Origin of the sequence: Pseudarcicella hirudinis (genome assembly GCF_900115665.1) — a bacterium.
Lineage (GTDB): Bacteria > Bacteroidota > Bacteroidia > Cytophagales > Spirosomataceae > Pseudarcicella > Pseudarcicella hirudinis.
Map to the genome: position 1 here is coordinate 195,969 of NZ_FOXH01000011.1, position 14,702 is coordinate 210,670.

Here is a 14,702-nt window from a genome sequence, read left to right on the forward strand (position 1 = left end):
CGAATCAGCTGAACAGCTTATGAATTTTGCTTATTTCATCTCCCGGCGAATACAAGATACAAAAAATGAATCATTTTCTGCAACAGTTACCCGTATAGGCGTGGGCAGTATTGCCCTTGGGCTGGCAGTCATGATTATTGCTTTTGCAGTGCTTTTCGGATTTAAAGGAGCCATCAGACAAAAGGTTTTCAGCCTTAGTTCTCATATAAAAGTTTCGAAGTTTACGGCAAATTCTTCCTATGAAGAAAATCCGATCACGAAGCAATCAGATTTATACAGACACTACAGAAACATCCCGGAAATCGCTCATATACAGACCGTTGCACAAAAGGCAGGATTATTAAAAACAAAGGAAGATTTGTCGGGAGTTGTTCTGAAAGGTATCGGAAAGGATTTTGACACAAAAATGTTTGCACCCAATATGGTTGCGGGAGAGATGATCGCTTTCCCTGATTCAGGTTATTCCAGGGATATTCTTGTCAGCCGGCAAATCGCAGGAAAACTTCGGCTGAAACCCGGAGATAATGCTATTATTTATTTTCTCAATAATCCGGAAAGACCCCGGAAATTAACCATTAAGGGAATTTATGAAACAGGATTGGAAGAGTTTGACAAAAACCTGATAATCGGAGACATCTCTTTAATTCAGCGAATTAATAACTGGGGGGTCGACTCTGTAGGCAGTTATGAGATTTTTGTGAAAGATTTCAGCAAATTGAACCTTGCCGTTGAAAAAGTGCAGAATAAGATCCAACCCGATATGCGCCTGATCCCTGTCACAAAAATGTATCAGGGAATGTTCGACTGGCTGGATATGCTTGACCGGAATATGCTGATTTTTCTGATCCTGATTTCTTTTGTGGCCAGTTTCAACATGATTTCCATTTTGCTGGTACTGATGATGGAAAGAACTCCCATGATCGGCCTTTTAAAAGCCCTGGGCAGTCCGGACTGGCAAATCCGCAAAGTTTTTATTTTTAACGGAATCTCCATGATTATCAAAGGTTTACTTTATGGAAATCTGATCGGCATCGGAGTATGTTATTTACAGCAATACTTTCATATTATTCCTTTGGATCCGGCCAGTTATTATATGAATACTGTACCTATTTCAATGGATTGGCTGGTAATCATACTATTGAATGTATCAACACTGGCACTTGTCTCGTTTGTTTTATTAATACCAACATTGGTGATTACCAGAATTCAACCAGTTCGGGCGATTGCCTTCAAGAGTTAGATTTCAGGAATACAGGAAAAGGATACAATAATTGAGCGTATTCATTAAATTGTGTCTTTGATCTTTTGCCTGAAAGGCTAAAATCTGATATCTTGTATCTTATGCCTTTCAAATGCTTTTAAATTAAAAAACCAGGTAAAGTAAATGAAAATTAAATTATTCACGGCGATAGCGTTATTTTCTGCAATGACGGCTTTCGGACAGAAAACAGCGCAATCCGCTAATTATCAATTCACAGTAGATCTTACCAAAGTAAACAAGGATAAACTGGAAGTGACTCTGATTACACCTAAATTCAACAGCAATGAAGCGGTTTATAACCTGCCTAAAATTGTACCGGGTACTTATGCTAATTATGATTTTGGCCGATATTCCTCCAATTTTAAGGCTTTTGATATAAAGGGTAAAGAATTATCCGTTGAAAAACTGGATAAAAACAGTTATAAAATCAAAAATGCCAAATCTCTTTATAAGGTTTCCTACCTGGTAGATGATACCTGGGATTCACCTGAAATCGCAGGTGAATATGTTTTTGAACCGGCCGGAACCGATATTGAAAAAGATACACTTTTTGCCATTAATACACATGGATTCTTCGGATATTTCAGTGATTTAAAGAAAAATACCTATCAGGTTACTTTTCGTAAACCGGCAGGGTTTTATGGCTCTACTTCTCTGACAGCAAGCTCTACTTCAGACAGTGAAGATACTTTTACTGTTCCGAATTATATGGATCTGGTAGATGCCCCGATTATGTACTCAAAACCGGATACAACCATTTTGAAAATTGGCGGAGCCGACATCCTCGTTTCTTTGTATTCTCCTAATCATATGGCGACTTCAAAGGATATTGCTGCAAACATCAAAACCCTTCTTGAATCACAAAAAGAATATCTGGGAGGTACACTTCCTATCAAAAAATATGCTTTCCTGATTGTTTTGTCTGATAACCTTAAAAACGGAAGTTATGGCGCTTTGGAGCATTCGTATTCTTCATTTTACTACTTACCTGAAGCTACGGCGGAAGAACTTTCTCAGACGGTAAAAGACGTTTGCGCACACGAATTTTTCCATATTGTAACCCCTTTAAGTATCCATTCTGAGGAAATCGGTGATTTTGATTACAACAAGCCAAAAATGTCCAAACATCTTTGGATGTATGAAGGTGTAACAGAATACGCAGCAGGCCATATGCAGGTGAAATACGGCTTAATTGACTTAGGCACATACATGGAAATGCTAAGGGGCAAGATCACCAATATGCTTGACAAATACGATGAAAAAACACCGTTTACGGTAATGAGTGCCGATGTACTTGATAAATACAAAGACCAGTACAACAATGTATATGAAAAAGGTGCTTTAATCGGTTTATGCCTTGATATAAGATTACGTCAGCTTTCAGGCGGGAAATACGGTACACAAAATCTGATGCGTGATTTATCTAAATATTTCGGAAAAGATAAGTCATTTAAGGATGATGAACTGTTTGATAAAATTGCTGAAGTTTCAAAACTCCCTGAAATCCGCACATTTTTCACAAAATATGTTGAAGGAAATGAGCCTTTACCTTTAGAGGAAACATTTAAAAGCGTTGGCATTGAATTTAAAAAGGACATCAAAGTGAAAGCCATTACATTCGGTGTTTCCAGAGATAACCTTGGTGTAAATCCTGATACCAAACGTATTTTCCTTGTGAACAACAATGGCATCAACGCTTTTGGAAAAGCTCTTGGCTTACAGGCTGCCGATGAATTGGTTTCATTGAATGGAGAAAGCCTGGAACTGAGTAATTTCAGAAATGCTGTTTCTAAATTTCTGGAAAATGCCAAAGAAGGAGATGAGGTAAATATGGTGGTTATGAGAAAAGAAGAAGGTTCGGAAACAAAAGTAGAAAAGAAACTTTCAACCAAGCTTTTCATTCCTGAAATTGATCAGAAAAATGTCCTTGCACCGGTAGAAAACCCGACCGACGCTCAAAAGGCATTACAAAAAGCCTGGTTATCGCCGGAAAAATAGCCGCATCCGGAGCCTTGAATTTCTGAATTTCTTTATAATTTTCAGCAGTTCAAGGCTTTGCGGAAATCTTATACGAATATTGCACAATCATGAAAACATTTTTTATCAATACGTTTTTCAAAAAAAACTTTACACCAGTTTGTGTACTGACGCTGCTGTTTTCGGCAAATTTGCTGAATGCCCAGAACCGGAAGTACCTCGTTTTATTGAAAGACAAAAATAATTCTACCTATTCTGTTTCAAAACCTGCTGAGTTCCTTTCCGCACGTGCTATTGAACGTAGAAAAAAACAAAATATCAGTCTGACTGAAAGAGATTTACCTGTCAACCAGACTTATCTGAAATCGATCTCAGCCACAGGAGCAACAGTCCGGTATACTTCTAAATGGATGAATGCTGTACTGATTGAGGCCGACACTGCCAAACTTCGTAAAGTCCTCAATCTTAGTTTTGTAAAAGGAATTGAAGGCAATACAGCTTTAGACAGTCCTTTCTCAACCGGAGGCAGAATCGGTCAGAAAACCAGTACAAAAGGTAAGATAGATGTATTACCTGATTACGGCAATTCTCTCAGTCAGGTAGCCATGATTTCTGCCAATGAAATGCACAGGCGGGGATTTCATGGGGAAGGAATGTTAATCGCCGTTTTAGATGAGGGCTTTCTTAATGCAACTACATTACCCTGTTTTAAATCTTTGTTCGATGAAAAAAGGGTGGTAGATACTTATGATTTCGTAGGGAAGGACAAAAATGTATATGATACCGGCTCACATGGAACCGCAGTATTAAGCACTATGGCCGCATACGTGGAAAAAGAATTGATAGGAACTGCCTATAAAGCTTCATTTGCCCTTTTCAGGACAGAAGACAGTTCTTCGGAAAGTCTGGTAGAAGAGGCTAACTGGTTATTTGCCACAGAATATGCCGACAGCCTTGGAGTTGATGTATTAAATTCTTCCCTGGGTTACAACGAATTTGATGAAGCACAGACAAATCATGTGTATGCAGACATGAATGGCAAAAAAACCATTGCAGCCAGAGCTGCCAGCTGGGCTGCAAAAGCGGGTATAGTTTGTGTAATCAGTGCCGGAAATGAAGGGAATAAATCCTGGAAATATATTACAACTCCTGCCGATGCCGATTCGATTATTACGGTAGGTGCAGTTGACCGCAATCAGGCTTATGCCAGTTTCAGTTCTTTAGGGCCCTCAGCTGATGGAAGAATTAAACCGGATTTAAGCGATATGGGGCAAAGTGCTGTGGTTGCTATTCCTTCAGGAGGTACTTCAACTGCAAACGGCACCTCGTTCTCCTCTCCTATTCTGTGCGGTATGGTTGCCGGATTCTGGCAATCTAATCCAACCCTTACAGCCATGCAGGTGATTGATTTTCTTCGAAAATCAGGAAGCCAGTTTACCAAACCGGATGCTTTTCTGGGATATGGTATTCCAAGTTTTGAAAGAGCGGAGGTATTAGCTAAAAATATTCTGGCTGCCGAAAAGGAAATCCAGACAGGATTTAAAATCTTCCCGAATCCCTTTTCATCACTTCAGAATCCTTCTCTGGAAAATGAACAATATGATGGAAGAACATTCTATGCTTCCTTAATTGATATTTACGGAAAAATACTCTGGAATGGTGAAATTAAAAATGAAGTTGAATCACTTCCTTTTCAAAGTTTTTCACCGGGAATTTACTTTTTAAAAATCTATAACGAAAAGCAGAACAGTACTTTAAAAATCATCAAAAATACAGAATAAAGCTGAAGCTCAGAACCATCAAAAAAAGCCTTTGAAGATATATTCAGAGGCTTTTTCTACTTAAAACATTGCTCTTTAGCTCAAAGAACGTAAATATATTATTACTTTGAGAGATTGTCTGTGAGACGCATCCGCAGTAAAGAAATTAAACTCATTAAATCCGGAACGATATGCCACAGTGGTTAATTTATGCGCTTTTATCTACTTTATTTGCCGGACTTACTTCGGTATTGGCCAAATTTGGTATCTCTAAAATTAATTCTGATTTCGGATTAGCCATTCGTACTTCAGTGGTATTTCTGCTGGTATGGCTCAACACGATTTCATGGCATGGATTAAAGGATTTTGCCAACCTTACTCCCAAAAGTGTACTTTTTCTGGCCCTTTCAGGTGTAACCACTTCCCTATCCTGGATTTTCTATTACAGAGCCATGAAAATGGGCACGGTTTCATATGTTGCAGCAATCGATAAAGGAAGTATTCTGATTACCATTCTGCTTTCTTTTACGCTGCTGAAAGAGCCTCTGACCCCCAAATTATTGATCGGAGCAGGTTTTATTCTCATTGGAATGATCGTCCTGATCTGGAAATAATACTTGTTCAGGACAAATTCAGATCGTTCTCCATCAATTCCGGACAGCTGGCAAAATCGGGCGAATGGTCACAAATGCTCTTAAACGCAGATCATCCTTTACATCAATTGGTTCAAATAAATTATACCATCCCGTACGAAAGCCACTTGATCCATAATTGATATGCACAAAAAAGGTATTATTTAACTCATGATAGCCATCGATTACGGTAGAATGCCCATAAGAACTAAAGTTACCAAAATGGAAATAAACAGGCCTTCCGGCTTTTATTTCATTTCGAATCAACAGCCTGACGCTGTCTTCCTTAATCAGGTGCCTAATCTTCTCATTCTTCACTATTTCATCCATCTGAGGTTTTGGGAATGGAATATCTCCTGTTATGCAGGTATAAAATTCAGCTTTACATTGAAAATGTTTTTCCAGTTGAGGAACAGGATTTACCATTTCCAGATATCTCCCGGTTCCGAAATCCTTCCTTATAGCCTCCGCAGTCATGAAAATATACCTCGCTACTGCCTCTTTCTTTTCAGGTGCAGAGCCAGGGGTAATTTCCGGAACAAAATCCGCCCAATTCAGCGAATGTCTTTCTAAAGTATCTCTCACTGCATATCCTTTTGTGCAATTATATTGCACAGAACCAAAGGGTTTCAGCTGATGATAATACAATACCTGAGCCAGGGCTGTACTCCAGCAACCCAATACCTGATGGTCAGGACTAAAACGGGCATATTCACCCCATTGATCCCAATTCGTTTTCAGTAAAAATGTTTTTTTACTGAAATCTACAGGTTGCTGCCAGGCAGTCTGCTCTGCGCTGATTTGTCCATACGAACATAGGCTGTAAAAGCCGGATAGAATCACTAAAATTGTTTTTTTCATTTCGATTAATTTTTCGGTAAAGTGAGGTATTTAAAAACACTTTCCCCACTCAAAACCTGTTTTGAGTGTAAATTAACCGGCGATAAAACCTAATTTAAGGATTTTATAAAGTCGTTGGGAGACAAACCTGTGTTCTTTCTGAATACTCTGTAGAAACTTGCTTCAGAGTTAAAACCACAGTCCAGGGCAATTCCCAGCAATGAGAGGTGCGTTGCTTCCATACTGCTAAGTCTGTTTTTCACTTCCTCCACACGGTATTCATTGACAAGGCTTCTGAAATTCATCCGGAAAGACTGGTTAATTACAGCTGAAACCGAGGATGCAGGATAATTAATTTTCCGGGCTAAATCCTTCAGACTCAATTCAGGATTAAGAAATAGTTTTTCCTCACTCAGTACCTGAATGATACAGGTCTTGATTGTCTCAAAATCAATATTATTCTCTGTCAAAGACAGATTGTCTTTCAGTGTTTCCTCTTCGTTTTCAGTGTCCGGGAAAACAGAAAAGTCAGTACCCGCGAAGGAAACCGGCAATAAATCAAACTGCCTGGAAGTGCTATACAGTTGATAACCCTTCAGACCCAGAAAATAGGTAAGAAAAGCCATAAAAAGATAAAATAACTCCAGATGGATAAAGTGGCTGCGGCCAAAAGGAAGAACATTTTCCAGGAGAGATATAGCAGCAAGAGCTAAGACAAAAATTCCTGAAAGTACCAATAGATTCCTTAACCAGGTAAATTCCTGGTAACTGGTATTTGATTCATTTTGAAAAAGCCATATCCTGTATTTCCTGATCCGGAGAAAAGAAAGTCCCCAATATACAATGGCCGATAAAAGTGCCAGCCAATCTTCAAGTCCTTTGATCAGTTGAAAAGAAGCTCTTTCAACCATTTGGTCTTTCAATGCAAAATTATGTTCCGGCAATACCACAAAATAAAGCCCCAGGGCATATATCATAAATACAAAAACAGGTATAAAATGTCCGGAATAAATCGTTTTCCAGACAAAATTCCTGGAGGTTGCCGCGCAGGCATACAAGTAAAACAAAGGCTGAATGGCAGTGTCTATCGCAAGCGGGAAATAACGAAAAGTATTCACATTCCATAAACCCAGGGTATGCAGCAAAATCTTTGAACTTAACAGCACAAGCGTAATAAGAATACCACATAAAAGATTTTTGCTTATTTCTGATGGTTTGCTGAAAAGTAAAATAGTCAGCATGACCATCCCCTGAATCATTCCCAGTAAAACAATCAGATCAAAAAAAGTAATAGAAAACATCATTTTACATGCTTAAATCAGGGGATTCCTTAGCTGAATTTCAATTATTCGATTTTGTGCTGCCATTTTTACTGACATTCTTTAATATTTTGTAATTATGTAACTGAAATATTCTTTCCTCAATATTACACCATTTATAACATGCAAGCTATCAAACCTTTAATCATTTTATCCAAAAGGATCAATATCATCACAATTTGTTCACTGATGATTGTTGCAGGAACTTCAGGCTGCACTGATCACTTTTTCCCGGACAGATTCATTCCTCTAAATCCTGAAGAGTATTTCAGACCAACTGTTCCGGATTCTATAGAGGTATTTGCCGCTCAAAATCCTTCAAGGCCTTATCATGAAATAGGTATTTTCTATTTGTACAATTCAGGAAAGAATGCCGGGCAACAGGTTGGCAGAGCAAAGAAATTCATGGCTGATTATGGTGCAAATGCAATTATTCGCCTCGATATTACCGATACTTACCTCAAAGGCGTAGCAGTCCGCTGGAAATAGATTTAGGTTTTAGGTTAAATAAAGTTATGGCAAGTTGGGTGAACTGATGATATTATCATGAAACCACTTGATGTTTTTAGTTTTTTGCTATGCGAAACGGTAATCTTTAACGTTTAAAGCTCCTTCTCACTTAAATTCTTATTTGCCGCATTAAGGTATACCCTGCTTTAAAATTATTCAATAGAATAAAAGCTAGTAAAAAATAAAAGCCTCCCAGTTTCCCGTTAGGGTAAGTCGAGAGGCGAACTTGGATGTTTTCACAACGGAATAATCCTTATTGTGAATTGCTTTCAATTTCTGTTACGAATATAAATGATAGTTTTTATATAAAATAGCGTATTTCTACTCTATTTTATTTTCATGTATTTCTACGCTATATCAAAAACCTTATTTTTAGTAATTTCCCTTAAAATTATTTTAACATGCGATATATGAAAAATATACTTGGCCTTGACCTAGGCACTAACAGCATTGGCTGGGCATTAATCAATTATAGTTCGGAAAATCACCAAGGCAATATACTCGGATTAGGATGTCGAATAATTCCAATGTCACAAGATGTATTGGGAAAATTTGACAGCGGTGTATCTATTTCCCAAACTGCTGAAAGAACAGGATATAGAAGTACAAGAAAGCTCAATCAACGTCAATTGCTACGCAGAGAAAGATTACATAGAGTCTTGAATATTTTAGGATTTCTTCCTAAACATTATTTGGATAGTATTGATTTTACTAAATATTATGGTCAGTTTAAACCCGAAACAGAAACCAAGTTGGTCTATAAGAAAGATGAAAATGGAAAATATCAATTCTTATTTCAACAATCCTTTCATGAAATGCTTTTGGAATTCAAAGAGAATGGTTGGGAGAATGTAAAAATCCCATACGATTTGACCATTTATTATCTCCGTAAAAAGGCTTTAACTCAAAAGATAAAGAAAGAAGAATTGGCATGGTTGATATTAAACTTTAATCAAAAGAGAGGCTACTATCAGTTGCGTGGTGAAGATCTGGATGAAAATAGTAAAAAGATGAACAAATTTTATACCCTGAAAGTGGTAGATGTTATTGAAGGAGAGAAAGGGAAAAGTGGTATTTGGTATAATGTGGTTCTGGAAAATGGCTGGATCTACAAAAGAGAGAGTAAAATATCTTTATCAAATTGGATTGATAAAGAGAGAGATTTCATTGTTACCACTGAATTGGATGACAATGGAAAGGTTAAACTTAATAAATATAATGAAGAAATAAGAAGTTTCCGTTCACCCAAAGAAGACGATTGGGGCTTAAGGAAAATTAGAACAGAACAAATTATTGAGGAATCAAACAAAGAAGTAGGCACATTTATTTACAATACTTTACTTCAGAATCCTACCCAAAAAATCAATGGGAAATTGATTAGGACAATTGAGCGCAAATTTTATAAACAAGAATTAGAGCAGATTCTAAAAAAACAAATGGAGTTTCACAAAGAACTTCAAGACTCTGATTTATATATTAAATGCATTAACGAATTATACAAACATAATGAAGCTCACAAAAGCAATATAAAGAATCGTGGTTTTGATTACCTCTTTATTGAAGACATTATTTTTTATCAACGACCATTGAAAAGCAAAATCAGCTTGATTAGCGATTGTAGCTTGGAGTTTCGTTTTTATAAAAAAGCAGACCAAACTATTGAAAAGGAGCCTATCAAATGTATTGCTAAATCGCATCCTTTATTTCAAGAGTTTAGATTATGGCAGTTTGTTAAAAATCTGAAGATTATTGAAAGACAAAAAGTGGTGAATAGCATAACAAAGTTCGATGAGGATGTTACCAATGAGTTTTTCAAAACTGAAGAAGATTGGATAGCATTATATGATTTTCTAAATGACAAAAAAGACGTCACACAAAAGCAATTTCTGGCTAAGTATAAATTGAAAGAAGATAAATATCGTTGGAATTTTGTAGAAGATAAAACGTACCCATGTAATGAAACCCGCGCTTTGTTCTTAACTAAAGCTGCTAAAATTGAAGGTATGACTGCTTCATTTTTTGACAAAAAAAATACAGAAGATTTGTGGCATATTCAATACTCGGTAAATGATAGAGCAGAAATAGAAAGTGCTATAGGCAAGTTTACAAAGAAGCATAATTTACCAGAAGAATTTGCAAAAGAATTCTCCAATCTTCCCGCATATAAAAGTGAATACGGTTCATTTTCTGCAAAAGCAATTAAGAAACTATTGCCTTTAATGCGTATGGGTAAGTATTGGAATGTAGAAACTATTGGCTCGAAAACTACAGAAAGAATCAACAAAATATGTACAGGGGAGTATGATGAGAACATAAAAAACAGAGTAAGAGAAAAAGCCATAAACCTTACAGAAATTAACAATTTCAAAGGCTTACCTCTTTGGTTAGCATCATATATTGTCTACGACAAACACTCTGAAGGTAGTGATACAACTAAATGGAAAAACCCTGATGACATTAGCAATTATTTCAAAAATGAGTTCAAACAGCACTTATTGCGTAACCCTATAGTTGAACAAGTCATCACTGAAACTTTGCGAGTAGTAAGAGATCTTTGGAAATACTATGGCAAGGGTAAAGAAGGTTTTTTTGATGAAATACATTTGGAATTAGGTAGAGAGATGAAGAATCCTGCTGAAAAACGTAAGCAAATAACTGAAAAAAATTCGCAAAACGAAAATACAAATATCCGTATTAAGGCCCTGTTGGAAGAATTAAAAAATGACGGTATAGCTGAGGTACGACCTTATTCACTCTCTCAACAAGAAATTTTAAAGATTTATGAAGAAGGTATTTACCTCAATGAAAACAGGAAAGACCAATTAGATGCGATTGATAAAATTCGCAAGAATAGCAAGCCTACAACCTCTGATATCCTACGCTATAAATTATGGCTTGAACAAGGTTACATCTCCCCTTACACTGGAGAAATAATATCACTCGGCGAACTATTTACTACCAAATACCAAATAGAACATATTTTTCCTCAGTCGAGATTTTTTGATGATTCGATGAACAATAAGATAATTTGCGAAAGTGAGGTAAATAGCCTGAAGGATAATATGACGGCTTATGAATTTATTAAAAAGCATAGAGGTGTAAGAGTTGATTTGAATGGTGGTGGATTTGTGAACATTTTAATGGTTGATGTCTATGAGAACCATATCAAGACATATTTTACTAAGAACAAAGTCAAACAAAAGAATTTATTGAGTGAAGAAATTCCTGAATCGTTTATCAATCGTCAGTTAAATGATAGCCGATACATCAGCAAAGTAATTAAAAACTATTTAAGCAAAATAGTTAGAGAGCAAAAAGAAGGAAATCTGGAACAAGATGCTACTTCTAAGAATATAGTGCCTGTTACAGGTGCAATTACCAGCAAAATGAAACAGGATTGGGGCTTAAATGATGTATGGAATAGCATTATTATTCCAAGATTTGAGCGGTTGAATATGCTTACCAATTCAACGGAATTTGGGCAATGGGAAGACAAACAAGGTAAGAAAGTATTTCAAACCACAGTACCTAACAATAGTTCTAAGGGGTTTTCTAAGAAGCGAATAGATCATCGGCACCACGCACTAGATGCTTTAGTAATAGCATGTATAACTAAAGACCATATTAATTATCTCAATTCTATTAATTCCGAAAGAACAAATTATTCTTTGGTTTCAAAGTTAAGAATAATGGAAGAGGTATTCATTAAAGGTGAAAAGAAGATTGTCCCGAAAGAATTCCACAAACCTTGGGAAACCTTTACCGTAGATGCTAAAAATCAACTATTAAAAACTGTAATAAGTTTTAAACAAGATACCAGAATTATTAATAAAACAATAAACAGATATCAGAAATATGAAAATGGTAAGAAAATAAGTTCTAAACAAATCAATGGAGAGAATTGGGCAATACGCCAGCCTTTACACGCAGAAACAGTAAGTGGTAAAGTGTTTTTAAGACGAGAAAAAGAGAATCCGGTTCTATTGAGTACTGCATTAATGCAAATTGAGGATGTAGTAGACTTGAAAATAAAAACCATCCTCAAACGAAAGGCTAAAGAGTTAAATAATAATGTAGAAGAACTGAAAAAATATTTCAAAAAGAATCCATTAACGGTTAATGGAAAGGAGACTGAAAGTGTAAAAATTTATGAAATAATAGAAGCCAGTGCCACCCGAAAAACTTTAGATACTACGTTTGACGAAAAACGAATAGGAAAAATAACAGATACAGGTATTCAAAAAATACTCATGAATCATTTACGACAACCTATTTATCAAAGTGCAATTGATGAAAACGGCAAAAAAATACCAGCTAATGAAGTTGCTTTTTCAGAAGAAGGATTAGATGCCTTGAGTAGAAATATACAACAATTGAATAATGGAAAATCACATCAGCCTATCAAAAAAGTACGTGTATTCGAAGAAGGTGGGAAATTTGCTTTAGGACAGACAGGTAATAAGTCTAACAAATATGTGGAAGCAGCTAAAGGTACCAATCTGTTTTTTGCTATTTATAGAGACAAAAATGGCAAACGTTGTTATCAAACTATTCCATTAAATGAAGCCATTGAACGTCAAAAACAAGGTATAAGAATTGCTCCGGAAAAAGATAAAGATGGCAATCAGTTATTATTTACACTTTCTCCTAATGATTTGGTGTATATCCCAACGGCGGATGAAATGGAAAACCTTTCGCTAATCAATTTTGAAAATCTAACGAAAGAGCAGTTTTTTAGAATTTATAAATTTGTCAGCTGTACTGGTGGTGAAGGGCATTTTGTTACAAATAATTATGCAAAAGAAATTATTTCAAATGAAAATGGTTCAAATAATAAAAATGAAAGAATGCTTGAATTAATTAAATCAAGTACTATTTACGATGAAAAAGAAAAACCCATTATGATTAAAACGGTTTGTTGGAAATTAACAACAGATCGCTTAGGAAACCTTAGACTAGCCAAATCATGATAAAGCGAACGTTATACTTTGGCAATCCGGCTTACTTATCAACCAGGTTAGAACAACTGGAAGTACGATTACCGGAACAAAATGAAAGCAAGAGCATCCCCATAGAAGACATTGCTGTGGTGATTTTAGACAACCAGCAAATTACCATTACACATACAGTTATAGCTAAATTATTAGCTAATAACGTGGCATTAATTACCTGTAATGATAAGCATCATCCAGTAGGGTTAATGCTTAATTTGGATGGTCATACCAAACAATCAAAACTTTTCAAACATCAAATAGAGGCAGGAGAACCCTTAAAAAAACAGATTTGGCAACAAACTGTTAAAATGAAAATAGAAAACCAAGGTATCGTATTAGATAATTTTGACAGAAATGACTTGTATTTGAAGCAATTAGCTAAAAATGTAAAAAGCGGTGATGCCGAAAATGCTGAAGCTCAAGCCGCTCAATATTATTGGAAAACCCTATCTCCCGCTTTAACTAAAGGTGCTAATAGTTTTAAACGAGAACGATTCGGGGAAGACCCCAATCATCTATTAAATTATGGTTATACTATTTTACGTGCCATAGTGGCACGAAGTTTAGTAGGTAGTGGTTTGTTGCCAACATTAGGAATCTTTCATAGAAATCAATACAACGCTTATTGTTTGGCCGATGACATAATGGAACCTTATCGCCCTATTATTGACAATTATATAATTGATATACTACAAAATGATGTAATTACCAATGAGCTGAGTCCTGAAATAAAAGCCAAATTATTAAAAATACCAGTACTGGATGTAGAAATTGATAAAGAAAGAAGCCCATTAACTATAGCAGTGCAACGCACAACGGCATCATTAGCGAGAAGTTTCGAAACAGGTAAAAATGTAATGATATATCCTAAACAATTGTCATATAAAATAATATTTTAAAAAAATAATGGCCTCATAAAATAGAAAAATAGGTAAAATGTTTGAACGCCTAAATGCATATAGAATTATGTGGGTTTTAGTTTTGTTTGACTTACCAACAGAAACCAAAAAGGAAAAGAAAATAGCTTCAGGATTTAGAAAACAAATCTTGAAAGATGGCTTTATGATGTTTCAGTTTAGTATGTATATTAGACATTGTCCTAGTCGAGAAAATGCTGAAGCACATATTAAAAGAGTAAAGAAAATCCTGCCAGAACATGGCCATGTAGCAATTTTATGTGTCACTGATAAACAATTCGGAGAAATAGAAATTTTTTATGGAAAAAAACCAAGTGAAGTACCTATAGGTAATCAGCAGTTAGAATTGTTTTAAAAAAATGAGTTATTCTGTCCTTTAATTAGGTAGAATAACTCATTTTTTATACACTTATTTTTATGTAAGTGTCTGACAATCTGCACTATGCAAGGTTGCTCTTGTCGAAGTTAGAAATTTGAAAGCAATTCACAACT

General features: G+C 35.8%; 10 protein-coding genes. 8 read left to right on the forward strand and 2 right to left on the reverse strand.

Annotated features, from left to right (window positions below):
- Nucleotides 1–19: 19 nt before the first annotated feature.
- From BM179_RS17895 to BM179_RS17910, 4 genes are all read left to right on the forward strand, one after another.
- Nucleotides 20–1,240 carry an ABC transporter permease gene (locus tag BM179_RS17895; protein WP_092018528.1) on the forward strand — a complete coding sequence of 407 codons (1,221 nt, stop codon included), beginning with the start codon at nucleotides 20–22 and terminating at the stop codon, nucleotides 1,238–1,240.
- Between the two features lie 144 nt (nucleotides 1,241–1,384).
- Nucleotides 1,385–3,259 (forward strand): M61 family metallopeptidase, encoded by a 1,875-nt coding sequence (locus tag BM179_RS17900; protein ID WP_092018529.1) that lies wholly within the window; start codon nucleotides 1,385–1,387, stop codon nucleotides 3,257–3,259.
- Nucleotides 3,260–3,348: 89 nt separating this feature from the next.
- Complete coding sequence (locus BM179_RS17905; RefSeq protein ID WP_092018530.1) at nucleotides 3,349–5,019, forward strand: S8 family peptidase; 1,671 nt, start codon at nucleotides 3,349–3,351, stop codon at nucleotides 5,017–5,019.
- 170 nt (nucleotides 5,020–5,189) lie between these two features.
- The gene (locus tag BM179_RS17910; RefSeq protein WP_092018531.1) at nucleotides 5,190–5,612 is read left to right on the forward strand and encodes an EamA family transporter; all 423 of its coding nucleotides are present in this window, start codon (nucleotides 5,190–5,192) and stop codon (nucleotides 5,610–5,612) included.
- A 33-nt stretch (nucleotides 5,613–5,645) separates the two neighbouring features.
- Here the strand turns inward: BM179_RS17910 and BM179_RS17915 are convergent, their stop codons facing one another.
- The gene (locus tag BM179_RS17915) at nucleotides 5,646–6,491 is read right to left on the reverse strand and encodes a C10 family peptidase (RefSeq protein ID WP_092018532.1); all 846 of its coding nucleotides are present in this window, start codon (nucleotides 6,489–6,491) and stop codon (nucleotides 5,646–5,648) included.
- A gap of 89 nt (nucleotides 6,492–6,580) precedes the next feature.
- A complete protein-coding gene (locus BM179_RS17920; protein ID WP_092018533.1) occupies nucleotides 6,581–7,774 on the reverse strand; it encodes a helix-turn-helix domain-containing protein in 1,194 nt (397 codons plus the stop codon).
- Nucleotides 7,775–7,912: 138 nt separating this feature from the next.
- On the opposite strand from BM179_RS17920, the gene BM179_RS17925 reads away from it, so the two are divergent.
- The 4 genes from BM179_RS17925 to cas2 all read left to right on the forward strand — a co-directional run bounded on the left by BM179_RS17925 (nucleotide 7,913) and on the right by cas2 (nucleotide 14,565).
- A complete protein-coding gene (locus BM179_RS17925; RefSeq protein ID WP_092018534.1) occupies nucleotides 7,913–8,278 on the forward strand; it encodes a hypothetical protein in 366 nt (121 codons plus the stop codon).
- A gap of 431 nt (nucleotides 8,279–8,709) precedes the next feature.
- Nucleotides 8,710–13,269, forward strand: coding sequence for a type II CRISPR RNA-guided endonuclease Cas9 (gene cas9 / locus BM179_RS17930; RefSeq protein WP_092018535.1), 4,560 nt, complete (start codon nucleotides 8,710–8,712; stop codon nucleotides 13,267–13,269).
- Nucleotides 13,266–14,192, forward strand: a complete 927-nt coding sequence (gene cas1, locus BM179_RS17935) for a type II CRISPR-associated endonuclease Cas1 (protein ID WP_092018536.1) — start codon at nucleotides 13,266–13,268, stop codon at nucleotides 14,190–14,192. The genes cas9 and cas1 overlap by 4 nt, the downstream gene beginning before the upstream one ends.
- A 37-nt stretch (nucleotides 14,193–14,229) precedes the next feature.
- Nucleotides 14,230–14,565 carry a CRISPR-associated endonuclease Cas2 gene (cas2, locus tag BM179_RS17940; protein ID WP_092018537.1) on the forward strand — a complete coding sequence of 112 codons (336 nt, stop codon included), beginning with the start codon at nucleotides 14,230–14,232 and terminating at the stop codon, nucleotides 14,563–14,565.
- Nucleotides 14,566–14,702: the final 137 nt, after the last annotated feature.

Bases quoted from the DNA above. Each gene is read 5' to 3' on its own strand.
- cas2 (WP_092018537.1), top strand. From the start codon at position 14,230: ATGTTTGAACGCCTAAATGCATATAGAATTATGTGGGTTTTAGTTTTG.
- BM179_RS17910 (WP_092018531.1), top strand. From the start codon at position 5,190: ATGCCACAGTGGTTAATTTATGCGCTTTTATCTACTTTATTTGCCGGA.
- BM179_RS17900 (WP_092018529.1), top strand. From the start codon at position 1,385: ATGAAAATTAAATTATTCACGGCGATAGCGTTATTTTCTGCAATGACG.
- cas9 (WP_092018535.1), top strand. From the start codon at position 8,710: ATGAAAAATATACTTGGCCTTGACCTAGGCACTAACAGCATTGGCTGG.
- BM179_RS17895 (WP_092018528.1), top strand. From the start codon at position 20: ATGAATTTTGCTTATTTCATCTCCCGGCGAATACAAGATACAAAAAAT.
- BM179_RS17905 (WP_092018530.1), top strand. From the start codon at position 3,349: ATGAAAACATTTTTTATCAATACGTTTTTCAAAAAAAACTTTACACCA.
- BM179_RS17920 (WP_092018533.1), bottom strand. From the start codon at position 7,774: ATGATGTTTTCTATTACTTTTTTTGATCTGATTGTTTTACTGGGAATG.
- BM179_RS17925 (WP_092018534.1), top strand. From the start codon at position 7,913: ATGCAAGCTATCAAACCTTTAATCATTTTATCCAAAAGGATCAATATC.
- BM179_RS17915 (WP_092018532.1), bottom strand. From the start codon at position 6,491: ATGAAAAAAACAATTTTAGTGATTCTATCCGGCTTTTACAGCCTATGT.
- cas1 (WP_092018536.1), top strand. From the start codon at position 13,266: ATGATAAAGCGAACGTTATACTTTGGCAATCCGGCTTACTTATCAACC.